The sequence below is a fragment of the Halopenitus persicus genome, assembly GCF_900107205.1.
Lineage (GTDB): Archaea > Halobacteriota > Halobacteria > Halobacteriales > Haloferacaceae > Halopenitus > Halopenitus persicus.
This window is the reverse complement of record NZ_FNPC01000002.1, coordinates 323887-347452: the sequence shown is the minus strand read 5'-3', so window position 1 is coordinate 347452 and position 23566 is coordinate 323887. Positions and strand designations below refer to the sequence as shown.

Here is a 23566-nt window from a genome sequence, read left to right as displayed (position 1 = left end):
GCTATGATCGACGCACCGATCGAAACGTGGTACACGTGGCTGGGGATCGCGGCCGTCAGCGTGCTCACGCTCGGAACGGCTGCAGGAATCCCCTCGGGGCCGACACCGGACGCGAACGGCGTCGCGGACACGATCGACCGCGTCGCCGCCGACGAACTCCCGGCGACGGCCGAACACGGGCTCGCCGCAGACCGAATCCGGCTGTCTCCGACCCGCGTCTCGCTTCGCGGTCCGGGCGGATCGACGACCGCGCCGCTCCGGTTCGGCCCCGTGACGCCGGCCACGAACGCCGGAAGCGACGACCGGCTTCGGAGGGTGCTCTCCGGCGAGCCGCCGGACCGCGTCTTCGACTCCCCCGAGGCCCTGGACCGAGCCGCGGTCGAGTCCCGTGGCCGATACCGGCGGAACCCGCGATGGGAACGCGCGCCGAACCGACTTCGGATTCGATCGATACGCTGGGAGGGAACCCGTGTCACGCTCGTCGGCTGACCGTCGCGACACGACCGCCGTCCAAGGCCGGGTCGACACGAGTTCCGACCGAGGACAGACGGAACCGATCGCCGCGCTCGTCGCCCTGCTCGCGGTGGGCGCCGGACTCACGATGTACGCCGGCGTGATCGCGGACGCCGACCCGGGAACGCAGCCGCGCGAAACGGCCGGGATCGTCCTCGATCGCGTCGAAGATCGGGTCGTCGTTGCCGGCGTCGCACATCCGGACCGGCTGCGGGTCCCGAACGACGTCGGCGTCGATCGCCGGCGGGTAGCCATCGAGCGGCGGCGGATCGGCGTCGCGATGGTCACCGCCGATCGGCGATGGCTGGCCGGCGATCGGAACGCGACCCGACCGCTGCCGGCAGGGACGACAGTCGCACGGCGATCGGTCAGCGTCCGGATCGCGCCGGGTGAACAGGTTCGTGGAGAGCTCCGGGTGGTCGTGGGACGATGACGAGCACCGTCCTCGACGTCGGACTGTTCCTCCTGTGCGTCTCCGCGAGCGTCGGGACCGTCGTGGGCGTCGCCCCACCCGACACCGGCCCGGAAACTCACGTCGACGATCTCGCCGATCGGATCGCGACGGAAACGGCGACCGTCAGCTACGGGACGAACGACGGCGACCGTCGACGCCACCACGCAACCCTGGTCGAACACCTCGCGCTCGCGGCGCTCGTCCCCGAGGACGCGGGTCGCTCGGAACGAACGTACCGACACGCCGTTTCGAACGCCGTCGGCAAGCGGCTCGATCCCCGGACTGGCGTCACGGTTCGCGTTCCAACGAGGATCGAGAGGTCGTCGAACGACGATGACGGACACCGAACCGCGATGACGGTCGGCGGCTCGCCGCCGTCGACCGCCCGCGTGTGGACAACGGTCGTCGACGTGCCGGTCGATCGGGGCGAGACGACGGTCCGAGTCGTGGTTCGGAGGTGGGACCGTGCGGCCGTCTGACCGTCCCGCACTGTCGATCGCCGACGACCGGCGCGGGCGCGTCCCGTTCGCGCTCGTCGGCGTGCTGTTGCTCGTCTCGAGCGGGGCGTACGCGAGCGGGCTCGCCACGACGGGCGTGACCATCGACCGGTCGGTGGAGCGCGCGATGGACCGCGCAAGCGCCGATCTGACGCCGGCGATCCGGAGCGCGACCGCCGACGCAGCGCGAGCGGCGGCCGCACAGCCGGTGACGCGCCCCGGCGGAGACGTCCCGAGGACCGTGATCCGGAACGACTCGGCATTCGAGGACGCGCTTCGGATCCGGGTCGGGCTTGCCGTCGAGGCATCGGTCGAGACGGTCACGGCCCGTGATGGCGACATCCGGGCCACGACCACGGTCCCGTTCGAGGATCCGGCCCCGCCGACTCGGGGCGGCTACAGCCCCGGAAACGACGATCCGACGACGCTCGCGGACGTCCGTGACGGCGTGACGATCGCGCCGGCCGCGAACGGCACGGCGCTGGAGGTGACCGTACAGAACGTGACGACGACGGCCAGACGGAACGGCCGGATCGTCGGGGAACGGACCCGCGACGTCACGGTCGTGGTCGCGGTCCCGGTGCTTGCTGCCCACGAGCGGACCGAGCGGTTCGAGGCCGCCCTGAACCGCGGCGCCATCGAGGGGACGGGACTGGGACGTCAGCTGACCGGCCGGCTCTACGCGATCGCGTGGGCACGCGGATACGCACAGCGGTTCGGCGCGCCGGTCCAGAACGTCGTCGGGAACCGGCACGTGGAGCTCTCGACGAACGCCGGGATCACCGCGGTACAACGGGAGGCGTTCGGCGCGGCGGATCCGAACGCGAGCGCGGGCGTCCGGCGCGCGGCCGTTCGAACCGGTCTCACGGATCTCCTCGAACCGACCGGGGTCGACGAGAACGAGTGGAGCCGGTTCGTGCTCGAGACCTCGGTTCCCGATCCGAGCGACGCCGCCGCAGCATCCACCGAAACCGCCCCAGTCACGGCTGGCAACGGTGACGAAAGCGATGCGACCGACGTGACCGAAACCGTCACCGCCGGTCCGGCGGCGGACGCGGCACTCGTCGAGACCCTCGATCGAACCGACGCGATCGCCGAATCCGCCTATCGCGTCGAGGCGACGAGGCGAATTCGCGTCGATCGGACGGGCGGACGGACCCGACCGCCGTTACGCGAGTCCCCCGGCGCGAACTGGACGTACGTCGGCGAGCGGACCACGAGTACGGCGGACGCGAGGGGGTCCGGCGGCGAAAACGGGTTCGACACGGCGACGAGGCGGGTCACGGCCGATCACCGAACGACGCGGTACTGGACGGACGGCTCGAGTCGGCGAACGACGACCGTGCAGTGGAGCCAACGATACCGCGTCACCGTCGCCGTGGACGGACGGTACGCACCGGCGGCAGGGGCACCCGACCGACCGACGTCGCCGACGTTCGAACGCGGCGGCGCGATCGACGGTCCGAACCTGCGCGACACGCCCGATGCGGCACGCCGGAAACTCGACGCGGCGAACGCCGACGCGGTCGCCGAACGGGCGGTCGAGTCGAGCGCCGAGAGACGACGACGGACCGTCGTGTACGGCGATCGGCCCGCGGATCTCCGGGGATGGATGCGCGACGATCTCGCCGCGATACACGGGGAGGTCCGCGCGACGGAAACCACGGTCGAGATGCGTGCAGTCGCCGCCGGGACGGCGAACCCCTACGGTGAATTGGCGGCGACGCTTCGGGACGAGCGCGACGAGCTGGTCGACGCGCCGCGGACCTACGACGGGGCTGCCGACCGCGCCCGCGTGGCGGCCCGACGCGCCTACGTCGACGCGACGATCGAGGAACTCGAACGCCGGGCACGGACGGCGCAGGACGTACAGGACGGAGTCGAGAACGCTGCAAGCGAACGCGACCGAGGCGGCTCGACGGACGGGACGTCGCTCGGACAGTACGTCGCTGCGGCTGGCCGGACGACCGACCCGGAGCCCGACGAGGTTGGGGTGGAAGGGCCGGGAGGACCGGTCTCGTTCCGGCCGGCTGGGTCGCCCGGGTACCTCCCACGAACGACGATCGACGCCGCCTCGCCGGCGGTCGAGCCGGGGAGCCGGACCCGACCGCTCGTGACGCGGAACGTGAACGTCTTCACCGTTCCCTACGGGGACGCCGCGAGCGGGATCGTCGACCGGGCGCTCGCGGCCGGCGACCGCGTTCCGCTCCCGCAAGCGGGACGGACGCTCGCGGCGAGCGAACGAACGCTCCGGGAGACGGGCGACGAGGCGGACACGCCCGACGGGACGACCGCGTCCGACGCCGGATCGACGGCGACCACGGACGAGGAGCAAGCAGCCGAGCTGCGACGCTCGCACGACCGGCTCGAGTCCGACGTCAGCGGATCGATCGACCGGGTCGAACGTCGCGTCGAACACCGGATCGGAGCGGTCACGGACCTGCCCGGAGCGGAGCGGAAAGCGGTCGTCGATGCGGCAAGCGATCGCTACGCGACACCGGGGCAACTCGCGACCGCGATGGGGGACGGACGATACGCCGAGGCGATCGTCGCGGAGACCGGGAGGCGAACCACCCTTACGGACGGCGACCGCGCTCGCCTCGGGGCCGAGATCCGGACGACGCTGCGGTCGGCGATGGAGTCCGACCGAACGAGTGTGTCGAAGTCGCGAGTCACTCGGGCGGGCGAGATCACCCGAACCGTGGCCCGCAAGCGGATCGAATCCGTGGTCGAGAACGAGCTTCGGCGGGCGGGCGGCAAGGCCGTCGATCGCCTCGGTGAGGAGCACGAATGGGCGACTGACGTGACGAAGCAGGTCGGTGCCGGCCTTCCGGTCGCGCCCGTTCCCGGATATTGGTACGCGACGGTGAACGTGTGGCACGTCGACGTCGCGGGGACCTACCCCCGGTTCGAGCTGCGATCGAACACGGGGCCGCCCGGCCAGCCGTTCAGGTACGTCCGTGGGTCGGGGCGATCGACGGTCGAGGTGGACGGTGAGCGGGTCACGCTCGGCTACACCGAGCCCGTCCGGTTCGAAACGGGGACGACGGTCGTCGTCGCGGTCCCGCCGGGACCGCCCGGCGTGGGCGACGTCGACGGGACGTGGAGCGAGCGGTCCGCCGGCTGGCCCTGTCCGGGGGCCGAACGCCGGACGTGCTCGGCGAAGTCGGAGTCGAGGTGAGAGTCGCGGGGACCGCCACGACCGCAGTCGTTTTCCGCGCCGACGGCGGAGGATCGATATGCTTCACGAAGTCGCGCCGGCTGAAGGCGCCGACGCCGAGACGGTACTCGACGCCTACCGCCGGCTGCTGCAGGAGTCGGTCGACGACGCGAGCGTCGAGACGATCCGGGCCGAAACGGAGCTCGGGGACGACCGGATCGACGCGATCGCGGGGGGGGCCGTCACCGGGATCTCGATCGAGGAGGCGGCGTCGGTCCTCGCGGTCGCGGACGACCGGGACCCCGACGCGATCGTCTACGAGCTCCGGGACCATCTCCTGATGGGGATGACGACCGCGGTCGTCGACGTCGATACGCTCGCGGGAGCGATCGACGCGGATCTCACGGGACAGGAGCTCCAGCAGGCGCTCGAGGGGCGCACCCGGATGACGATCGGACAGCTCGCGGAGATCACGGCGGCGCTCGAGGCGCGGAGACCGTAGATGCGCGTCGCGATCGTCGGCTGCGGATACGTCGGGCTGGAGCTCGGCCGCGGACTCGTCGCGAACGGACACGACGTCGCCGGCGTTCGTCGGTCGGAGCGCGGCGCGAACGCGGTCGAGGCGGCCGGCCTCGTGCCGATTCGAGCGGACGTCACCGAGCCGGACTCGCTGTCGGCGCTCCCGGACGCCGACGCGGTCGTCTTCGCGGCCAGCTCCGGGGGGCGCGACGCGGCGGCCGCACGATCCGTCTACGTCGAGGGGCTCGAGAACGTGATCGCCGAGTACGAGTCACGCGAGGCCGTGCCCGACCGGCTCGTCTACACCTCCTCGACCGGCGTTTACGGCGATCACGGCGGCGACTGGGTGGACGAGACGACGCCACTCGACCCGCAGACGGAGAAGACCAGCGTCCTGGCGGCGGCCGAACGCGTCGCGCTCGAGGCGAGCGCCGAGGCGGGGATCGACGGAACCGTGACCCGATTCTCGGGGCTGTACGGCCCGGACCGCTACCGGCTCGAGCGGTATCTCGAGGGACCGGTGACCGAGGGGTACCTGAACATGGTGCATCGGAACGACGCAGCGGGAGCGATCCGCCACCTCCTCGAGACGGACCGGGCTCGCGACGAGGTCGTGCTCGTCACCGACGACGAGCCGGTCGCGAAACACGCGTTCGCCGACTGGCTGGCCGACGAGTGCGGCGTCGACCGCCCGCCCAAGCGCTCGAAAGCCGATCGGCTCTCCGATCCGAACCTCTCCGAGCGCGCCGAACGGCGGATCCGGACGAGCAAGCGGTGCTCGAACGACTACCTCCGGGAGCTGGGGTACGAACTCGAGTACCCGACCTACCGCGAGGGCTACCGGGCGGCGATCGAGGCGTACCGGACCGGGACTAACGGGGCGCAACCCGTCCGCGACTGACCGGGCGCAACCCGTCCGCGACTGACTGAGCGAAAACCGTCTGGGGGTTTCTTGTAGACCGAGTCGGTGATGAGTGGTGTATGGCCCAGGCCACGGCGGGCGAGGAGTGGATCGCCGACGCGGAGCTGTTCGTCCGTGAGAACCCCGAGCTGGCGGTCGCGACGGCGATCGCGTTGGTGGTCGTGCTCGGGAGCGTCTACGCGTTCGTCCGGCTGCGCCGGGCACGCGGCGTCACGTTCCGGCGGCTGATCGCCGACGCCGAGGAGATCGCGGTGCTGATGCATCCGAATCCGGACCCCGACGCGATGGCGGCCGCGGTCGGCGTCGTCGAGCTGGCCGACCAGGTCGACGTCGACGCGACGATCCAGTATCCGGGCCAGATCCGCCATCAGGAGAACCGGGCGTTCCGGACGGTCCTCGACCTGGAGCTGGACCGGATCGACCACGTCACCGATCTCGCGGCCGAGTCGATCGTCCTCGTCGATCACAACGAGGCGCGGGGGTTCAGCGGGGCGGACGGCGTTCTCCCGCTCGCGGTGATCGACCATCATCCCGGCGACGGGGCCGGCGAGGAGTTCACCGACGTCCGGACCGACTACGGCGCGACGGCGTCGATCGTCGCCGAGTACTTCGAGGACAACGACGCGACCCCGGTGCCGCCCGACAGGCACGCGAGCGAGACCGACGGGAGCTACACCCTTCCCACCAGCGCGGCGACGGGGTTACTGTACGGGATCCTCGCCGACACCAACCACCTCACCGTCGGCGCGAGCGAGGCCGACTTCGCCGCGGCGAGCTACCTCTACCCCGGCGTCGACCAGGACCGGCTCGACCGGATCGCGAACCCGGCGGTCGACGCCGAGGTTCTCGAGGTGAAGGCACGGGCGATCGCGGGCCGACAGGTGGAAGGATCGTTCGCCGTCGCCGACGTCGGGTCGGTCAACAACGTCGACGCGATCCCGCAGGCGGCCGACGAGCTGATCCAGCTCGAGGGCGTCACGGCCGTGGTGATCGTCGGCGAGCGGGACGGGACGATCCACCTCTCGGGACGGTCCCGGGACGACCGGGTCCATATGGGGAAGGCGATCGAGGAGGCGCTCGCGGACGTTCCCAACGGCGACGGTGGCGGCCACGCCCGGATGGGTGGCGGACGGATCACGCCCGACATCGACCCGACGGACGACTCGATCGAGGAGGCCGTCGACCGGGACGATCTGTCCGACGGGCTGTTCCGGGCGATGGCCGGGGACGTCTGAGCACGCCGACGGTCGCGCGACCGGGATCGGAACGTCAAAACCGCGTTCGGCTCGAGGAGGCGTCCTCGCGTCCGAGCGCCTGCTTGAGGAAATTCATCCAGCGTTTCGTGTCGACGGCGTCCTGCCGTTCGGCTTCGGCCTCGACGTCCGCGGGCTCGAGGGACTCCAGGGCGTCGAGCGCGCGGTCGATCCCGATGATCGCGTCGGCGAGCTCGGCGCCGGTCTCGTAGGAGACCTGCCCCGCCTCGATGCGGTCGAGCCGCTCGATCCGCTCGCGACGAAGGTTCCGTTTCGCTCGCTCGACGCGCTCGCGCTCGCCCGGGGGGACGGTCTCGCGGCGTTTGATCTCGAAGACGAACTCGCGGAGGTCGATCGGCTCGCCCTGCACCTCGATCGTCTCGGGGATCGACGCCCCGATCGTCGCCGCCTCGCGGTTGACGCGCTCGAGCAGCTGTTTGCGGCGATACTCCTTCACACGCGTGCAAAGCGGCTCGCAACACTTCGCTCCTTCGTCCGACCGCGGGGGTTTAGCACGTGCACACGAATGACGACGTATGGAGAGCCTCGAGGCCGAACTCGACCGTGCCCGTGACCTGACGGTCGCCGATCTCGCGGACGCGATCGAGTCGATCGGGTTCGAGTGTACGCGCTGTGGGGCCTGCTGCAAGGGGTACACGCCGAAAGCCGACGACGACGTTGCCGATGGTGATGGCGCTGGAGTCGAGACGGAAGACGATCGATCGCACGCGGAGCCACACACGGCGACCGTCTTCCCCGACGAGGTTCGGGAGTTGCTGGCGACCCTCGAGAGCAATGCGGCCGGCGATGGAAGCGCCGGCGGCGAAGCCGGCGAGGACGACGCGGACGACGTCTCGGGCAGCGAGTACGACTGGCGCGACGTCGCCCGCCCGATGCCGTACGGCCTCGAGGAGTCGGCGGAGGGGGAGCCGGCCGGCGAGACGTTCGAGTGGGCCCTGCAGACGGACGCGTGCGGGAACTGCACCTTCTACCGGGAGACCGACGGCCGCGGCGCCTGCACCGTGCACGAGGACCGGCCGCTGGTGTGTCGAACGTACCCGTTCAGCGTCGCGCTCGGCGGGACGAGCCAGCCGATGGGCGAGGCGGTCGACGAGGCGGGGATGGTTCGGGCCCACGAGTGTGAGGGATTGGGTCGGAACATCTCCCGGTCCGAGGCCGAGGACCTCGCGGAAGCCCTGAAGCGGCGAGCGGTCCGGGAGCTCGAGGAGGCGATCGAGGTTCGGGACGCCTATCGCCCGTCGGGGGATATCGACGGCGTCGTCGTCCACGACTCGGAGGGGCAAAAGCGACCCGACGGAACGCCGATCGACGGGGATCGGACCGAACGGTCGTGAGCAGCTCGGGACGATGAACCGCCGGATGCCGAGGACGACGAGCCGCTGGCGGTACAACTATTATACTCGCTCGTGAGTATCCGGTAGAGGTCTACTATGGAAATTTCCGAGAAACTCCTCTGTCTGTTCAGTGCGGACGTCCGAGAGACGGACGACTCCTACGTCGTCGAGGTGCCGAAGCGGGAGGTGGAAACCGGCACGGTCGACGTCGGCGAGACGTATCGCGTCGCGCTCATCGCGGGCGCGGGCGCGGACGGCGGCGTCGACGGGATCGGCGGCGCGGACGCGGAGACCGGCGAGGGTCCACAACCCCCCGTTGAACCCGGCGAGATGCGGTACGTCGAGATCGAGGACATCGGCAAGCAGGGCGACGGCATCGCTCGCGTCGAGCGCGGGTACGTGATCATCGTCCCGGGCGGCGACGTCGGCGAGCGGGTGAAGATCGAGGTCACGGAGGTCAAATCGAACTTCGCGGTCGGCGAGATCGTCGACGAGGACGTCTGACGGCGGCCTGCCGTCGGTTTCGGGAGGCCGGACTATTCGTCGGCGGGGACGCGAGCGTCCCAGTAGGAGACGGACGCGACGTAATCGCCCGGGATCGTCCGGCCGATCGCCTCGTCGACGGCCCGGAATCCCTTCGCGACCGCGCTCGGCAGGTTCCGGTAGAACCCGTACGGGAGCACGAAGTCGTGCTCCTCGCCGGCGAGGGTGAGATCCGCGGCGGACAGCATCGAGACGACCTGGTCCTCCGAGTAGAGCCGCGACCCCATCGGCAACAGCCAGGTGTAGAGCACGCGTGCACTCCGGCGGTTGAACGTGTCGAAGACGATCTGGTCGCTGCTCACCCGGGCCAGCTCCGAGAGGAACGGAACCGGGTCGTCCATCAGGTGGAAGAACCGCATCGCGAGGACGGCGTCGAAGTGGTCGTCGGGGAACGGGAGCCGCGAGGCGTCGCCGCGCATGAACTCGACGCGGTCGTCGATGCCGCGGTCCCGCACCTTCCGACGACCCTGTTCGAGCATCTCACGGGAGATGTCGAGCCCGACGATGTCGGCACCCTGATCGGCGAGCATCGTGGTGAAGCGGCCGGTTCCGCAGGCGACCTCGAGAACGCGTGTTCCCTCGACCGGACCCAGGGCCGACAGCACCGCCTCCTTCTCCCGGCGGTCGATCACGCGCCCGCCGTCGGCGAACCGGATGTCGTCGTACTCCTCCGCGACGTCGTCCGCCTGATACCAATCCTGTCCTTTCACGCTAGGATGTCCTCACGCCCCGAACGACAAAACCGTACTGGATGTCGACCCGGGAGCGGCGGTTCGAGCGCCCGACGCGGGGACCGTTCCGGACGCGCTCGAGAATGGAAAACGGATCGCACAAGGGTAGTGGGGAAACCGAAGTGACACGGACACATATTAAGACATTATATTGTCGATATCGAATTGTCCTATATATAGCCAACCTTTACGATGGACCGCTGGCACCCACCCGATATGAGCACTCGTTCCGCGGAGACCCACGAGCCGACGATCCTGTCCGAATCGGAGTATCGCGACCGCCTCCGCGAGCTGCCCCCGAGCGCCAAGCTCGTCGCGAAGGTCCTCGAAGGCGACGCGCCGCTCTCGCAGGGCCAGCTCGCCGAGGAGTCGCTGCTGCCCGACAGGACGGTCCGGTACGCGCTCAACCGGCTCGAGGAGTCGGGGATCGTCGACTCGCGGTACAGCTTCAAGGACGCCCGCAAACAGGTCTACTACCTCCGGACCTGACCCGGATCCCCCGGTTGAGCCGTGCGTGACCCGTCGCAGCGCCACCCGGCGGGTCACAAAGAGTCTTTTATGCGCCGCGCCGTACGGATCGAGGTATGAACCTCTCGGTCGTGGTCCCCACGCTCAACGGACGGGACCAACTGGCGGACGGACTGGACGCGCTGTCCGCCCACGCGCCCGCGGCCGAGGTGATCGTCGTGAACGGGCCCTCCGCCGACGGCACCACCGGGATGGTCCGCGACCGCGAGGACGTCGACGTGCTCGTTGAGATCTCCGACCGGAGCGTCAACGTCGCCCGTAACGCCGGCATCGAGGTCGCGACCGGCGAGGCGGTCGCGCTCGTCGATTACGACAACCGGATCGGTCCCGACTGGATCGAGGGCGTGGAGGCGGGCCTCGAGCACGCCGACGTCGTCACGGGCCCCGTGGCGCGTCCGCTCCGTGCCGGGCAGACGGCCGACAGCGCCGAGCGGCGACGGATCGCCGGCCGGAACGTGACCTACTTCGCCGGCGGCAACGTCGTCTTCCGGGCCGGCGTGCTCGAGGACCTCGACGGATTCGACGAGTACCTCGAGACCGGCGGATCACGCGACGCCGCCCACCGGCTCGCGGGGCTCGACCACGAGGTGCGGTGGGAATCCGACCTCTCGGTCGAGCGCGACCCGGACGCCTCGCCCGCGGCGGACGGCGGCCGACCGGACCGCGATTGGGGGTGGAAGTACCGGGCGTTGGCCTATCGGCTGGCGAAGAACTACGGGTTCCGGCCGACCGTGATCCGGCGGGTCGCGGCGCACGCGCTCGGCGACTCGACGTCGGTCGCCCGCGACGTCGTCCGCGGGGCGGCGACGCCGACCGGCTGGGTCGCCAACGGCCGCGACGTCCTGCTCGGGACCGCGACCGGCTTCTCCGACGGGATGGTCGCCCGCGCACGCGATCGGACGCCCACGCGGAATCCGTACGGCCTCTCGACGCGCGCCGACAGGGCGGTCGCCAAGTACGACCGCCGCAAGGACGACGAGACGGACGAGGACGGCGGGGACGACGAGACGGACGGGGGCAGCGGAGACGACGGGACCGCATCGCAGCCCCCGTGACGTAACCGGTTTCACCGCGGACGACGAACCGACGGTAATGGACCGTACTGACGCCATCGACCGGGTGGAGACCATCCTCGAGACGGTCGAGTCCGACCCGATGCCGGTCCCGGTGCGCGAGGTCTGGGTCTACGGCGACGTCGCCTTGGGGCTCGATCCGATCGACCGCCTCGACGTCTACGTGACGAAGGACGTCCTGCTCGGCGACGATCGGGAGGACACGGACGCCGGAGAGCCGGATCCGGACGCGCTCGAGGGCGTCCGCGGGATCGGCAAGACGATCCGCACGGAGTGGGCGCAACGGTATCCGGACCTGGTGCGGACGAACCCGAACGGGTACGCGGCCCCGGAGAAGTGTCTGGCCGCCCACCTCCTTCCGGCCGACGAGCCGGTCCACCTCGAGGTCTGCAACACGGGGTTCGACCGGAACGTCACCCAGCGGCTGAACGGCGCCGTGGCCCGCGAGACCTACGCGGAGGTCCTCGACCCGCGCGGGGTCTGCCTATGGGTCGACGGCGAGCGCGACGACGAGGCGCTCGAGCGGCTCCGGGAGGGGTCCTTCGCGATGCCGACGCTCGAGGAGGCGCTGTCGATGCTGGGTGCCGACGACGACGTCGCCGCCGAGGCGGCCGAGACGGTGCACCGCGAACGGGACCGATCGACCGGATCGTCGGTTCGCGGCGACGTGGTGTGACGATCGGGCAACGGCTGTGACGCTCAAGCAGGGTGGTCGACCCGACCAGGCCTCGCCCGTCAGGCCGACTCGACCCGGCCGACCGTCACGTCGAAGGGAACGACCTCGACGCGCTCGTACTCGCGGTCGCGCATCGCGTCGACGACGTCGCGGCCCATCGACCGCCAGCGCGACCGCAGGTCGTCGTACCCGGCCGGCGAGAGCGCCGCCTCGAGCTCGGCCCGGTGGTCGGCGAGGCCGGCGCCGCTGGCCTTGCGGGCCGCGGCCGCCAGGGACTGGTCGGTATAGGGCGGCTCGATCCGTTTCTCGTGGTGGTAGCGGCGGGTCGTGACCGACTCGAGGCCCTCGCGTCGGAACAGCTCCCGCACCCGGTCGCCCAGGGCGACGTTCGTGCCGACGCCGTCGAGGTATGCGTTCCGGGCCTCACGCTCCAGCCGCTCCTCGGCGTCGACCGTCGAGGAGACGCCGACGTCGGCGTTGTTCGGCTCGATCGCGGCCACGAGGTCGCTCGAGACGCGCCGGAACTCGCGGATCGCCGCCCGCGGGTCGGGGAGATTGATCAGCAGCGCCTGACAGACGACGAGGTCGACCGCCGCATCGGCGACGGGAAGTCGCGTCGCGTCGCCGGCGAGGTATGACGGACGGTCGGCCGTGCTGCGAGGCTGGGCGCGCTCGTCGCGATCACGGGTTCGGTCGGCGTCGTCACGGGCCCGGTCGGCGTCGTCACGGGTCCGGTCGGTATCGTCGACATCGTTGTGACCGCGACCGCGCGACCGCGCGACCCGGAGCAGTTCACGATCCGCATCGACCCCGAGCACGGTCGCGCTCGCGGGCGTCTCGGCGGCGAGGACGCGCGTCAGCTCGCCGGTCCCGCACCCGACGTCGAGAACGCACTCGCGGTCCGCAAGGCGAAGCGGCGTCAGAGCCTCCCGGTCGTCGTCCCACATCCCGCGGCGGGTCCGGTCGAGGTACTCGGGACTGAACCGTCGCACGGCGGAGGCTACGTCGCGACGAGGTTAACAGTTGTTGAGTGGCCCCGCGGTCACTCGCCCGCGCCTCGCCCGCCGCCCTCACGAAACGCGTCGAGCGCGAGGACGGCGGTGACGCCGGTGCAATAGCCGACGAACGCGCTTGAGAGGCCGACCACGGAGAAGCCGATCGAGAGGCCGATCGACAGCCCGAGGACCGTCGCGTCGGCGCCGGTGCCGGGGACGCCGAGCAACCCACCAACGACGACGATCGCGCCGAAGACGACGCCGGGAACGACGCCGACGGCGAGGCAGGACGGGGCGCCACACCGAGCGTACGCGCCGACCAGCGCGATCGGTGCGGGGAGGTACAGCAGGATCGACGGGAGTGCGTCGTCGGCGAGAAAGCTCGTGACGTGGTGGGACGGGGCCACGGATCCCAGCGCCAACACCGCGAGCACGGTGACCGCGGTGACGGCGCCACACGCGCCGATCAGCGACAGTCCCCGGCGACGCCCCGCGCCGAACAGCAGCGACTCGGTGGTGACCACGGCGGGACCGACGGCCAGCAGCTACAAAAACCCGGCCCCTCGCGGACGGTCGTGGTGGACCTCGTGCGGACCCGCTCGACGTTCAGACGTTCACTCGGCCGCCCGGAGTTCACGAACCCGCTCGACGTTCCAGGCGTAGCTCCGGCCGTCCTCGGTCGGCGTCTCGAGGACGAACGGGAGGTCCCGGAGGTCGGGATGGGTGACGATCCGTTCCATCCCGGCGTCGCCGATGTGTCCCTCGCCGACGTGGGCGTGTTCGTCCTTGTTTGTCCCGCACTCGTGTTTGGAGTCGTTGAGGTGGAGACATCGGAGGTGCTCGAGCCCGACGACGTCGTCGAACTCCGCGATCGTCTCGTCGACGCTCGCGGGCGTGGAGAGATCGTAGCCGGCGGCGAAGGTGTGGGCAGTGTCGAGGCAGACGTCGAGGTCCGTCTCGGCGAGGTCGAGGACGGTCGCGAGGTGTTCGAACTGCCCGCCGAGCTTCGTCCCGGAGCCGGCGTCGGACTCGATCAGGATCGTGACGTCCTCGGGCACGTCCAGGGAGTCGATGACGGCGGCCGCGTTCTCGAGCCCGGCCTCCACGCCCGCGCCGGTGTGGGCGCCGAGGTGAACGTTCACGTACGGGACGTCGAGGGCGTCGGCCGCATCGAGCTCCGCCTGCATCGACTCGCGGGACTTCTCGCGGAGGCCCTCCTTGGGCGTACAGAGGTTGACGAGGTAGGAGGTGTGGATCACCCACGGTCCCGCGAGGTTCTCGGCCGTTCCCGCACGGAAGCGCTCGGCCTCCTCGGTGCCGATGTTCGGGTCCTGCCAGACCTGCGGGGAGTGGGTGAATATCTGGCCGCAGTTGCCACCGACCTCGATCTGGTTGTCGATCGCGTTGTCGACCCCGCCCGCGATCGAGACGTGTGCGCCGATCCGGAGTGTCATACCGAAGGCAGGAGATCGCGAGTCAAAGCCGCTTCGGAACGCGCCGTCCCGTCCGTGCCTGAAAGCGCCGTCCGCCTATCGCGAGCCGGGCTGCTCGTGCACCCACGAGTCGGATCGATACTTCTCGTCCGCGCGTTCGCGCGCTCGCGAAAGCTCCGCCTCCGTCCACGATCCCTCCGCTGCCGAGGCCCACTCGGCGAGCGTCTCCTCGAGCGTCTCGACGACCTCGGCCCGGTCCAGGTCGACGAGCTCGTCCATTCCGACGACCCGATCGCGGAAGCCGTCCGGGCCGATCGGCGGGTCGTCGAAGACGCCGAGATGGCGCTCGGCGTCGACGCTGAACGTCAGGGAGCCGTGCTGGATCACGGCGTCGTTGCGCCGGTACTGGGCGTTGCCGGCGATCTTCCGGCGGTCGTCCGCGGGCCCCGCCACGACGTCGTGGGCCGGATGCAGCTCCCGGAGGTAACACGCCGGATGGTGGATCTCCGGAAGGGACTCGGCGACGTAGTCGGCGTCGATGCCGATGCGGGAGAAGAAGTCCAGGATCGGCTCACAGAGCTGGTGATAACACTCCAGCAGCTCGCCGGGGACGACGTCCGCCGGGACGGCGATCGAGTACGCGATGTCGCCGACGACGTCGTGATAGATGCCGCCGCCGCCGGTCTGTCGCCGGGTGACGTCGACCCCGTTGGCTTCACACCACTCCCAGTCGACCGTCCCGGGGTCCTGCCGGTAGCCCATCGTGAGACAGCTCGGGTCCCACCGGTAGACCCGGACCGTCCAGGGTCCTCCCTCGGCGGCGGTGTCGGCCGCGACCTCGTCGAGCGCCATCTGCATCGGCCCCGACCGGGCCTCCTCCCGGATGAGCCGCCAGTCGCCGTCTGGTGCGTCCATACGCCGCGTTCGGATCGCGCCCGAAAAACGGTTGTGTTCCGCGGAACGCCGTCGGTCGTCGCGGTCCATCGCCCGCCCGGACGCACCGGCCGTCGCGGTCGAATCCGTCCTCGGTCGAGTCAATCTCGGTCGAATCCGTCCCGGTCGAGTCGATCCCCATCCAGTCAGCCCTCGATCGCGTCCGTCTCGGGGGCCGACGAGTCGGTCAGCGCGTCCCCCAGCTTTCCGAGGACCGCCGCGACGACGTAGAGCCCGACGGCGACGAGTACGATGACCGGGCCGCCGGTCGCGCCGCCGTAGTAGGCGGCCGCGATCCCGAGGACCACGGCCAGCTCCGCGAGGACGACCGCGATCAGGATCGACTCGGTGAAGCTGCGGGCAAGCTGGGTCGCGCCCGCGACGGGGACGACGAGCATCGCCGCCACCAGGATCACGCCGAGGATCTGCATCGCGCCGACGACGACGAGCGCGGTGAGCACCACCAGCAGCCGGTTATACCAGTTCACGGGGATCCCCGAAACCGCCGCCGCGGTCTCGTCGAAGGTCACGTACAGGAGCTGGTTACGCGTGACGACGACCGTCGCGACGACGACCAGACAGAGCGCGAGCAGGACGACCGCGTCGAAGGGGGCGACCGTCGAGAGGTTGCCGAACAGGTACTGGTCGATCCCCACGGAGAGCCCGCCGGCGTTGAGGCTGATGAGCGTCGATCCGAGCGCGAACCCCGTCGAGAGGACGATCGCCATCGAGACGTCGTTATAGACGTCGGTCGCCTCCGAGATCAGCTCGATCGCGAGCGCCGCGATCATCGCGACGACGACCGCAGTCAGGTACGGCGAGATCCCGAAATCCAGCACCGCGTTGACGAACAGGCCGACGGCGACGCCCGCGAACGCGGTGTGGGCAAGCGCATCCCCGATGAGCGCGAGTCGCCGGTGAACCAGATACGTCCCGATGAGCGGTGCCATCACGCCGATGCACAGCCCCATCAGGATCGCCCGATAGAGGAAGGTGAAGCTCGGATCGAGGATCTCCAGCCCCGTGAGACCGTGGAGCCGTATCATCACCCAGTACCACAGGTCGAGCACGCGGTACAGCGGGGCGAGCGCGAGGTCGATCACTCGCGGTCACCCCCCGACGCCGCCGCTCGCTCACGGGACGCATCGTCGTCACCGGACGCATCGTCGTCACCGGACGCATCGCCGGGCGCGACGCGCTCGATGCCGCCGACCGTCGCGCCGAACGCCCGGGCGAAGGCGTCGCTGCCGAGAAACGCCTCCGTCGGGCCGTCGAAGCGGACGGTCCGGTTGAGACAGACGACGCGCTCGGCGTGGTCGGTGACCGCGCCGAGGTCGTGTTCGATGAGCACGATCGTCATTCCGTCGTCGTTGAGCGCATCCAGGAGACCGTAGAACGCCTCGACGGACTCGGCGTCCACCCCGACGGTCGGCTCGTCGAGGACGAGGAGGTCGGCGTCGCCCGCCAGCGCGCGGGCGATGAACGCGCGTTGCCGCTGGCCGCCGGACAGCTCGCCGATGCGGCGGGTCGAGAACCCCGCCATCCCCACCGTCTCGATCGCCTCCTCGACGGCCGCCCAGTCCGCGCTCGAGAGGCCGCGAACGCCGACGTGCGGGAACCGGCCCATCTTCACGACCTCGCGAACGGTGATCGGCATCCCGACGGCGGCGTCCGTACGCTGTGGAACGTGTCCGATCCGAGCCCCGTCGTCGAACGAACGCGACGGCTCGCCGAAGAGCCGAGCGGTCCCGGAGTCGGGGGCCAACAATCCGAGGACGACCTTCAGGAGGGTCGATTTTCCCGACCCGTTCGGCCCGACCACGGCGACGTACTCGCCGGGATCGACCGCAAGCGAGACGTCCTCGAGAACCGGCGTGGCCGTGTAACCGAACGTGACGTTCGACAGGTCGATGACCGGATCCGGAGAGGTGGTCGCGTCCGCTTCGGTGGCGTCCGGGGCGGCGTCCGTGGCGTCCGGGACGGCGTCCGTGGCGTCCGTGGCATCCGGGGCGGCGGTCGTATGCGGCATCGTCATTCGAAGTTCCGCCATTCGTCGGCCCAGCCGTCGGGCCCGACGGCTTCGGGGGCGGCGTTCCCGAGGACCACCTCGAAGGTCGGCATGTTTATCCGACGAGCGATCTCCTCGTAGCCCCAACCAGCGGCGACCCAGTCCTCGCGAACGCCGGCGTAGGGCGTGACCGGAAAGTAGGCCTCGACGGCCGTTTCCCGGAGGAGCTGCTGGGCCGGTCGTCGGGTTTCGAAGACGGCGGCGGCGATGTACTCGATGTCGTGGTCGTCGATGACCCGCTTCGCCTCGGTGATGTCGGTCGGCTTGACGTCGCCGCTCGCGGCCAGATTGACCACGAGCGGGCGCATCCGAACGTCGTAGGCGACGCCGAGGTACTGGAAGGCGTTGTGGGCGGCAAGCTGCACGACGTCGCGGTCGGCGGCCTCGAAGATCGCCCGGTACTCCGCGTCGATGCGCCCGAGGACGTCACGCTTGTACGCGTCGGCGTTCGCTCGGAGGGCGTCCTCGTGGTCGGGTGCGATCCGAGCGAGCCCGTCGGCGATGGTGTCGACCGACTGCATCGCCCGGTTCGGGTCGAGCCAGAAATGCGGATCCTTGCCGCGCTGCTCGCCGACTCCCTCCTCGTCGCGGTCGAGGCTGGCGGCCAGGCCGACGAGCTCGATTCCCTCGCGGGCGTTGATGAGGTCGGTGTCGACTCCGTCGGCCTCGATCGTCTCGATCGCGCGGTCGGCCCACGGCTGGAAGTCCGGACCGACGTGGATGAACGCGTCAGCCTCGATGATATCCCGGGTGATCCGCGCGTTCGGCTCCCACCCGTGGCCGTGGAGGCCGGTCGGAACGAGGTTCCGCACCTCGACCGGCGTTCCCGCAGCGATGTGACGGGCGAAATCGTAGAAGCTGAAGAAGGACGCGACCGCGACCGGAGAGTCATCGTTCTCGGTCGTGGTGCCCGCTACACCGTCGGTCGTCGCGTCGGACGACGTCGATCGGTCGCCGGGATCGGCGCTCCCGGCACAGCCGGCCAGCCCGGCCGTGAGGAGCCCCCCGCCGGCGGCGAGCGCGCCGCGCCGTGAGAACCGGCGTCGTTGCCGCTCCGAGTCCGTGTTGGACATACGTGCCTCGGGGTAGCACGCCTAACTAGATAATTCTTTGTATCAAAGTATATCTTTAGAGGAATCTAATTATGGCCGACTCATCGTGTCGTGGGGAAGCGGACGGTTCGCCGAGTCCGACGCTGGGATACACCCCTCAGGCTTAATCCCGTTCGCCGTCTAGACTCAGTATGAAGTCCCGAATCACTCGAGCCGTGAACCGTGCGAAATACGCCGCCATCGGCGCCGCCGTCGGCGCCGGGATCGGCGGCCTGTTCGGTCGAAGCACCGCCAGCAGCGGCGGCGCGCTGGGCGCGCTCGTCGGAGCGACGCTCGGGGAGAAGGGTCTCACGCCGAGCCTGCTCGCCGAGAAAGTGGAGACCGCGACGGACGACGAATGACGGACGACGAGTGAGGAGAACCGGCTGACCGTCACGTTCGCCGTCCGTCGCTACCTCGTTCGGCGGTGGTTTTCATACGGGAGCCGACCGAATCCGGGGTATGGTCGATTTGACCGAGACCTTCATCGAGGACCGGAACCGGATCCAGCCGCACCACGCGAACAACCACGGCACCGCACACGGGGGGAACGTTCTGCGATGGATGGACGAGGTCGGCGGAATGAGCGCGATGCGGTTCGCCAGCGAACCCTGCGTCACCGCCCACATCAACTCCGTGGACTTCGAGCTGCCGCTCGAGCTCGGCGACATCGCCTTCATCGAGGCGTACGTCTACGCCGCCGGCCGAACCAGCGTTCGCGTTCGCGTTCGGGTCTACGGCGAGGATCCCCTCACCGGGGATCGAGAGCTGACGACGGAGTCGTACTTCGTCTTCGTGGCGATCGACGAGGACCGATCCCCGGTCCCCGTGCCCGATCTCACCGTCTCGACGTCGGAGGGCGAACGGCTGCGTGACCAGGCGTTGGCCGACGAGTAGCGCGCCGACCGAACGGGAACGAGCTTCGACCCGGCCGCAAACCGACCGGACGTGGCCGACGCCGTTCGTGGTCGGAGCGAAGTCGTCGCCCCCGATTTTTATATCGCGGTATGGGATTTATAACAGGGGGAAGTCCGGATCGCACGGCCCTTTTAGGAGTCGCCGGAGTACGGGCGATATGGTCAGGAACATCGCGGGATTGATGGCCGACCTCGAACCCGAGGACTTCTATCTCCTCTCGGGGGTCGAGCAGGGGATGCGCTTCTCGGAGTGGGTCCGCCGCGACAAGCTCCCGGAGTACTCCGAGCTCACGGCCGAGGAGGTCGACTACCGGATCGACCGGTGTCTGGACGAGGAGCTGATCGAGCGGAAGACGATCCAGTACGAGGGCTACCAGCTGACCTTCGAGGGGTACGACGCGCTCGCGTTGCGCACCTTCGCCGAGCGGGACACCGTCGAGGGGATCGGCGCCCCGCTGGGCGTCGGCAAGGAGAGCGACGTCTACGAGGCCCGGTCGTTCAAGCCGCTCGCGTTGAAGTTCCACCGCGAGGGGTACACGAACTTCCGCGAGGTGATGAAGGAACGCGAGTACACGGCCGACAGACAGCACGTCTCCTGGCTGTACACCGCCCGGCAGGCGGCCGAACGGGAGCACGAGGCACTGGAAACGCTGTATCCGGACGTCTCGGTGCCGCGACCGATCGACTGGAACCGGCACGCGATCGTGATGGACAAGTTCGAGGGGGTGGAGCTGGCCCGCGCGAAGCTCGAGGCCGAACAGGTCGTGGACGTGCTCGATCTGGTGCTCGCCGAGTTGACGACCGCCCACGAGGAGGGGTGGGTCCACGCGGACATGTCCGAACACAACGTCGCGATCGCGGAAAGCGGCATCACGATCTTCGACTGGCCCCAGGCGGTGCCGACCGACCACGAGAACGCGCGGGAGTTCCTCGAGCGCGACGTCGGGAACCTCACGCGGTATTTCGCCCGGAAGTACCCTCACGAAACACCCGATCCGCTCGAGACGTCGACGATCGCCGACGCGATCGCGGACGGATCCTTCGAGACGGTTCGGGTGTACGAGGCGTGATAAACTATATACCGCGATAGGAAATTCGTCATCGGCCGGAACGGAGCCTGTGAGTGGGCTCTCCAACACAGGAGTCGGGAGCGGTCGAAGACGTTCCGATAGTTTTGGTCGGAACGCGACACGGTTTGGATTCGAAACTCGTAGAGGGAGATCGCTGAATATTCAAAAGGGAAACCCCGTTGAATACGGACCCCGTATATACGAACAATGAGCCAGCGAAAAAGCCAAATCAACATCCAGGGGATGAGTTGTGCGAACTGTTCGCAGACCATCTCCGACGCCGTCGGCTCGCTCGAGGGCGTCTCGGAGGCGACCATCAACTTCGCCACCGACGAGGGGTCGGTCACCTACGATCCCGAGCAGGTCTCGCTCGGCGAGATATTCGACGCGATCGAGGAGGCGGGCTACTCGCCGGTGACCGACTCGGTCACGATCGCGGTCACCGACATGTCGTGTGCGAACTGCTCGGAGACGATCCGGGACGCGCTCGAGGGGACGCCGGGCGTCGTCGACGCCGACGCCAACTACGCGACCGACGAGGCACGGGTCACGTACAATCCCGCCGAGGCGGACCGTGGGGACTTCCACGACGCCATCGAGGACGCCGGCTACTCGCCCGTCCGAGAGGAGGGAGGGACCGACGATGGCGCAGGCGGCGATGCTCAAGAGGCGGCGCGCCAAGGAGAGATCCGTCGACAGCTCCGGCTAACGCTGTTCGGCGCCGTACTGTCCCTGCCCCTGCTGGCGTTTATGGTCGACCACCTGCTGGGGCTCGGACTCCTCGGTGACGAGGTCGTCGGCCTGCCGTCCGGATGGGTCATGTTCGCCCTGGCGACGCCCGTCCAGCTGGTGCTCGGCAAGCCGTTCTACGAGAACTCCTACAAGGCACTCGTCACGAACGGCCGCGCCAACATGGACGTGCTGATCGCGCTCGGTTCGACGACCGCGTACGTCTACTCCGTGGCGGTCCTGCTGAAGGTGATCGCCGGCGGGCTGTACTTCGACACGGCCGCGTTCATCCTCGTGTTCATCACGCTCGGGAACTACCTCGAGGCCCGCTCGAAGGGGCAGGCCGGCGAGGCGCTCCGGAAGCTCCTCGAGATGGAGGCGGACACCGCCACCGTGGTCGACGAGGACGGCAACGAGGAGGAAATTCCCCTCGAGGACGTCGACGTCGGCGACCGGATGAAGGTCCGTCCCGGCGAGCAGATCCCCACCGACGGCGTGGTCGTCGACGGCCAGTCGGCGGTCGACGAGTCGATGGTGACCGGCGAGTCGGTCCCCGTCGAGAAATCGGAAGGGGACGAGGTCGTCGGGTCGACCATCAACGAGAACGGCGTGCTCGTCGTCGAGGCGACGAAGGTTGGAAAGGATACGGCGCTCCAGCAGATCGTGCAGACGGTCAAGGAGGCACAGTCGCGCCAGCCCGACATCCAGAACCTCGCGGACCGCATCTCCGCGTACTTCGTCCCGGCGGTCATCGCGAACGCCGCGTTCTGGGGCGTCGTCTGGTACCTGTTCCCCGCGACGCTTGCGGGCGTCGTCGACGCGCTCCCGCTGTGGGGCCTCGTCGCGGGGGGCCCCGTCGCCGCCGGCGGCGTCTCGGTCTTCGAGTTCGCGGTCATCGTGTTCGCCTCGTCGGTGCTGATCGCCTGTCCCTGTGCGCTGGGCCTGGCGACGCCCGCGGCGACGATGGTCGGAACGACGCTCGGTGCGCAAAACGGCGTCCTGTTTAAGGGCGGCGACGTCCTCGAGCGCGCGAAGGACGTCGATACGGTCGTCTTCGACAAGACCGGGACGCTCACGAGAGGCGAGATGGAGCTGACCGACGTCGTCGTGCTCGGTGACGACGGTCGGTCCGTCGCGGATGGCGGAAACACCGCTCCCGATGGAGGACAGCTGGCTGCACGTGAGCGACTCGGCGAGGAGGAGGTGCTTCGGCTCGCGGCCGTCGCCGAGAGCGGGAGCGAACACCCCCTCGCCCGGGCGATCGTCGACGGCGCCGAAGCCCGCGGCATCGACGTGACCGACCCCGACGACTTCGAGAACGTCCCCGGTCACGGCGTCAAAGCGACCGTCGATGACGGCGAGGTGTTGGTCGGCAACCGGAAGCTCCTCCGCGACAACGGGATCGACCCCGCACCCGCCCGGGAGACGATGGAGCGCCTCGAGAGCGAGGGCAAGACGGCGATGCTCGTCGCCTACGAGGGCGAACTCGTGGGCGTCGTCGCCGACGCCGACACGGTCAAGGAGAGCGCGACGGAGGCCGTGAGCCAGTTACAGGAGCGCGGCATCGACGTGATGCTGATCACCGGCGACAACGAGCGCACCGCTCGCGCGGTCGCCGAGCAGGTCGGGATCGACCCCGAGAACGTCCGTGCGGAGGTCCTTCCCGAGGACAAGTCGGACGCCGTGGAAGCCATTCAGGAGGACGGCCGAAAGGCGATGATGGTCGGCGACGGCGTCAACGACGCGCCCGCGCTGGCGGTCGCGTACGTCGGCACGGCCATCGGCTCGGGCACGGACGTCGCCATCGAGGCCGCCGACGTCACGCTGATGCGCGACGATCCGGTCGACGTCGTGAAGGCGATCCGCATCTCGGAGGCGACGCTCGCGAAGATCAAACAGAACCTCGTGTGGGCGCTGGGGTACAACACGGCGATGATCCCGCTGGCCTCGCTCGGCCTGCTCCAACCGGTGCTCGCCGCCGTCGCGATGGCGATCTCGAGCGTCTCCGTGCTGACGAACAGCCTGCTGTTCCGGCGGTATACGCCGGACCACGACTACAAGCTGCTCGCCCGATTCCGATAGGCAACCGACGGAACAAGCAGGATT

The 23566-nt window shown here is 69.4% G+C and carries 25 protein-coding genes; 16 read left to right on the top strand and 9 right to left on the bottom strand.

Features of this window, described 5'->3' with window-relative positions; genetic code table 11:
• The first annotated feature begins 3 nt into the window (after window positions 1–3).
• From BLV25_RS04735 to BLV25_RS04705, 7 genes are all read left to right on the top strand, one after another.
• Window positions 4–489 carry a DUF7283 family protein gene (locus BLV25_RS04735; RefSeq protein ID WP_021073169.1) on the top strand — a complete coding sequence of 162 codons (486 nt, stop codon included), beginning with the start codon at window positions 4–6 and terminating at the stop codon, window positions 487–489.
• Window positions 470–946, top strand: coding sequence for a DUF7285 family protein (locus BLV25_RS04730; protein WP_092731121.1), 477 nt, complete (start codon window positions 470–472; stop codon window positions 944–946). The genes BLV25_RS04735 and BLV25_RS04730 overlap by 20 nt, the downstream gene beginning before the upstream one ends.
• The gene (locus tag BLV25_RS04725; RefSeq protein WP_049817639.1) at window positions 943–1446 is read left to right on the top strand and encodes a DUF7284 family protein; all 504 of its coding nucleotides are present in this window, start codon (window positions 943–945) and stop codon (window positions 1444–1446) included. The genes BLV25_RS04730 and BLV25_RS04725 overlap by 4 nt, the downstream gene beginning before the upstream one ends.
• Entirely contained in the window at window positions 1433–4645 is a 3213-nt protein-coding gene (locus BLV25_RS04720) for a DUF7286 family protein (RefSeq protein WP_092731119.1), read from the top strand. Before BLV25_RS04725 ends, BLV25_RS04720 begins: the two co-directional genes overlap by 14 nt.
• Window positions 4646–4703: 58 nt before the next feature.
• Complete coding sequence (locus BLV25_RS04715) at window positions 4704–5126, top strand: DUF5791 family protein (RefSeq protein ID WP_021073166.1); 423 nt, start codon at window positions 4704–4706, stop codon at window positions 5124–5126.
• Entirely contained in the window at window positions 5127–6044 is a 918-nt protein-coding gene (locus tag BLV25_RS04710) for an SDR family oxidoreductase (protein ID WP_092731118.1), read from the top strand.
• 80 nt (window positions 6045–6124) lie between these two features.
• Window positions 6125–7300, top strand: a complete 1176-nt coding sequence (locus tag BLV25_RS04705) for a DHH family phosphoesterase (protein WP_021073164.1) — start codon at window positions 6125–6127, stop codon at window positions 7298–7300.
• 34 nt (window positions 7301–7334) lie between these two features.
• Here the strand turns inward: BLV25_RS04705 and BLV25_RS04700 are convergent, their stop codons facing one another.
• The gene (locus BLV25_RS04700) at window positions 7335–7775 is read right to left on the bottom strand and encodes a DUF5788 family protein (RefSeq protein ID WP_021073163.1); all 441 of its coding nucleotides are present in this window, start codon (window positions 7773–7775) and stop codon (window positions 7335–7337) included.
• A 79-nt stretch (window positions 7776–7854) separates the two neighbouring features.
• On the opposite strand from BLV25_RS04700, the gene BLV25_RS04695 reads away from it, so the two are divergent.
• Together BLV25_RS04695 and BLV25_RS04690 are read left to right on the top strand one after the other, a co-directional pair.
• Window positions 7855–8673: a YkgJ family cysteine cluster protein gene (locus BLV25_RS04695; protein ID WP_092731116.1), complete on the top strand. Its 819-nt coding sequence runs from the start codon at window positions 7855–7857 to the stop codon at window positions 8671–8673.
• A gap of 96 nt (window positions 8674–8769) precedes the next feature.
• Window positions 8770–9177 (top strand): TRAM domain-containing protein, encoded by a 408-nt coding sequence (locus BLV25_RS04690; RefSeq protein WP_021073161.1) that lies wholly within the window; start codon window positions 8770–8772, stop codon window positions 9175–9177.
• Between the two features lie 32 nt (window positions 9178–9209).
• Here the strand turns inward: BLV25_RS04690 and BLV25_RS04685 are convergent, their stop codons facing one another.
• Complete coding sequence (locus tag BLV25_RS04685; protein WP_092731114.1) at window positions 9210–9926, bottom strand: class I SAM-dependent methyltransferase; 717 nt, start codon at window positions 9924–9926, stop codon at window positions 9210–9212.
• 237 nt (window positions 9927–10163) lie between these two features.
• Between BLV25_RS04685 and BLV25_RS04680 the strand changes: the two genes are divergently transcribed.
• The 3 genes from BLV25_RS04680 to BLV25_RS04670 all read left to right on the top strand — a co-directional run bounded on the left by BLV25_RS04680 (window position 10164) and on the right by BLV25_RS04670 (window position 12224).
• Entirely contained in the window at window positions 10164–10436 is a 273-nt protein-coding gene (locus BLV25_RS04680) for a helix-turn-helix domain-containing protein (protein WP_092731112.1), read from the top strand.
• Between the two features lie 95 nt (window positions 10437–10531).
• A complete protein-coding gene (locus BLV25_RS04675) occupies window positions 10532–11530 on the top strand; it encodes a glycosyltransferase family 2 protein (RefSeq protein ID WP_021073158.1) in 999 nt (332 codons plus the stop codon).
• 37 nt (window positions 11531–11567) lie between these two features.
• On the top strand, window positions 11568–12224 hold the full coding sequence (locus BLV25_RS04670; RefSeq protein ID WP_021073157.1) for a DUF7095 family protein: 657 nt from the start codon (window positions 11568–11570) through the stop codon (window positions 12222–12224).
• Between the two features lie 59 nt (window positions 12225–12283).
• On the opposite strand, the gene BLV25_RS04665 is transcribed toward BLV25_RS04670, so the two are convergent.
• The 7 genes from BLV25_RS04665 to BLV25_RS04635 all read right to left on the bottom strand — a co-directional run bounded on the left by BLV25_RS04665 (window position 12284) and on the right by BLV25_RS04635 (window position 18726).
• Entirely contained in the window at window positions 12284–13216 is a 933-nt protein-coding gene (locus BLV25_RS04665; RefSeq protein WP_092731110.1) for a class I SAM-dependent methyltransferase, read from the bottom strand.
• A 50-nt stretch (window positions 13217–13266) separates the two neighbouring features.
• Complete coding sequence (locus tag BLV25_RS04660) at window positions 13267–13743, bottom strand: hypothetical protein (RefSeq protein ID WP_021073155.1); 477 nt, start codon at window positions 13741–13743, stop codon at window positions 13267–13269.
• A 90-nt stretch (window positions 13744–13833) separates the two neighbouring features.
• Window positions 13834–14673 (bottom strand): deoxyribonuclease IV, encoded by an 840-nt coding sequence (locus BLV25_RS04655; RefSeq protein ID WP_021073154.1) that lies wholly within the window; start codon window positions 14671–14673, stop codon window positions 13834–13836.
• A gap of 75 nt (window positions 14674–14748) precedes the next feature.
• Window positions 14749–15567 carry a lipoate--protein ligase family protein gene (locus BLV25_RS04650; protein WP_039400046.1) on the bottom strand — a complete coding sequence of 273 codons (819 nt, stop codon included), beginning with the start codon at window positions 15565–15567 and terminating at the stop codon, window positions 14749–14751.
• A 164-nt stretch (window positions 15568–15731) separates the two neighbouring features.
• The gene (locus tag BLV25_RS04645; RefSeq protein WP_081758098.1) at window positions 15732–16631 is read right to left on the bottom strand and encodes a metal ABC transporter permease; all 900 of its coding nucleotides are present in this window, start codon (window positions 16629–16631) and stop codon (window positions 15732–15734) included.
• Between the two features lie 53 nt (window positions 16632–16684).
• A complete protein-coding gene (locus tag BLV25_RS04640; RefSeq protein ID WP_092731240.1) occupies window positions 16685–17614 on the bottom strand; it encodes a metal ABC transporter ATP-binding protein in 930 nt (309 codons plus the stop codon).
• Window positions 17615–17616: 2 nt separating this feature from the next.
• Window positions 17617–18726: a metal ABC transporter substrate-binding protein gene (locus tag BLV25_RS04635; RefSeq protein WP_092731108.1), complete on the bottom strand. Its 1110-nt coding sequence runs from the start codon at window positions 18724–18726 to the stop codon at window positions 17617–17619.
• Between the two features lie 170 nt (window positions 18727–18896).
• Here BLV25_RS04635 and BLV25_RS04630 point away from each other — a divergent pair, with 170 nt between their 5' ends.
• From BLV25_RS04630 to BLV25_RS04615, 4 genes are all read left to right on the top strand, one after another.
• Window positions 18897–19106 (top strand): hypothetical protein, encoded by a 210-nt coding sequence (locus BLV25_RS04630; RefSeq protein WP_021073149.1) that lies wholly within the window; start codon window positions 18897–18899, stop codon window positions 19104–19106.
• A gap of 100 nt (window positions 19107–19206) precedes the next feature.
• Window positions 19207–19641 carry an acyl-CoA thioesterase gene (locus BLV25_RS04625; RefSeq protein ID WP_092731106.1) on the top strand — a complete coding sequence of 145 codons (435 nt, stop codon included), beginning with the start codon at window positions 19207–19209 and terminating at the stop codon, window positions 19639–19641.
• Between the two features lie 178 nt (window positions 19642–19819).
• A complete protein-coding gene (locus BLV25_RS04620; RefSeq protein ID WP_092731104.1) occupies window positions 19820–20731 on the top strand; it encodes a serine/threonine-protein kinase RIO2 in 912 nt (303 codons plus the stop codon).
• A 207-nt stretch (window positions 20732–20938) separates the two neighbouring features.
• Window positions 20939–23542 (top strand): heavy metal translocating P-type ATPase, encoded by a 2604-nt coding sequence (locus tag BLV25_RS04615; RefSeq protein ID WP_092731102.1) that lies wholly within the window; start codon window positions 20939–20941, stop codon window positions 23540–23542.
• Window positions 23543–23566 lie beyond the last annotated feature (24 nt).

Excerpts from the sequence above, each read along its gene's own strand:
- BLV25_RS04735 (WP_021073169.1), top strand. The coding sequence starts at position 4 with ATGATCGACGCACCGATCGAAACGTGGTACACGTGGCTGGGGATCGCG.
- BLV25_RS04725 (WP_049817639.1), top strand. The coding sequence starts at position 943 with ATGACGAGCACCGTCCTCGACGTCGGACTGTTCCTCCTGTGCGTCTCC.
- BLV25_RS04715 (WP_021073166.1), top strand. The coding sequence starts at position 4,704 with ATGCTTCACGAAGTCGCGCCGGCTGAAGGCGCCGACGCCGAGACGGTA.
- BLV25_RS04710 (WP_092731118.1), top strand. The coding sequence starts at position 5,127 with ATGCGCGTCGCGATCGTCGGCTGCGGATACGTCGGGCTGGAGCTCGGC.
- BLV25_RS04705 (WP_021073164.1), top strand. The coding sequence starts at position 6,125 with ATGGCCCAGGCCACGGCGGGCGAGGAGTGGATCGCCGACGCGGAGCTG.
- BLV25_RS04695 (WP_092731116.1), top strand. The coding sequence starts at position 7,855 with ATGGAGAGCCTCGAGGCCGAACTCGACCGTGCCCGTGACCTGACGGTC.
- BLV25_RS04690 (WP_021073161.1), top strand. The coding sequence starts at position 8,770 with ATGGAAATTTCCGAGAAACTCCTCTGTCTGTTCAGTGCGGACGTCCGA.
- BLV25_RS04680 (WP_092731112.1), top strand. The coding sequence starts at position 10,164 with ATGAGCACTCGTTCCGCGGAGACCCACGAGCCGACGATCCTGTCCGAA.
- BLV25_RS04675 (WP_021073158.1), top strand. The coding sequence starts at position 10,532 with ATGAACCTCTCGGTCGTGGTCCCCACGCTCAACGGACGGGACCAACTG.
- BLV25_RS04670 (WP_021073157.1), top strand. The coding sequence starts at position 11,568 with ATGGACCGTACTGACGCCATCGACCGGGTGGAGACCATCCTCGAGACG.
- BLV25_RS04655 (WP_021073154.1), bottom strand. The coding sequence starts at position 14,673 with ATGACACTCCGGATCGGCGCACACGTCTCGATCGCGGGCGGGGTCGAC.
- BLV25_RS04650 (WP_039400046.1), bottom strand. The coding sequence starts at position 15,567 with ATGGACGCACCAGACGGCGACTGGCGGCTCATCCGGGAGGAGGCCCGG.
- BLV25_RS04645 (WP_081758098.1), bottom strand. The coding sequence starts at position 16,631 with ATGATACGGCTCCACGGTCTCACGGGGCTGGAGATCCTCGATCCGAGC.
- BLV25_RS04640 (WP_092731240.1), bottom strand. The coding sequence starts at position 17,614 with ATGCCGCATACGACCGCCGCCCCGGATGCCACGGACGCCACGGACGCC.
- BLV25_RS04635 (WP_092731108.1), bottom strand. The coding sequence starts at position 18,726 with ATGTCCAACACGGACTCGGAGCGGCAACGACGCCGGTTCTCACGGCGC.
- BLV25_RS04630 (WP_021073149.1), top strand. The coding sequence starts at position 18,897 with ATGAAGTCCCGAATCACTCGAGCCGTGAACCGTGCGAAATACGCCGCC.
- BLV25_RS04625 (WP_092731106.1), top strand. The coding sequence starts at position 19,207 with ATGGTCGATTTGACCGAGACCTTCATCGAGGACCGGAACCGGATCCAG.
- BLV25_RS04620 (WP_092731104.1), top strand. The coding sequence starts at position 19,820 with ATGGTCAGGAACATCGCGGGATTGATGGCCGACCTCGAACCCGAGGAC.
- BLV25_RS04615 (WP_092731102.1), top strand. The coding sequence starts at position 20,939 with ATGAGCCAGCGAAAAAGCCAAATCAACATCCAGGGGATGAGTTGTGCG.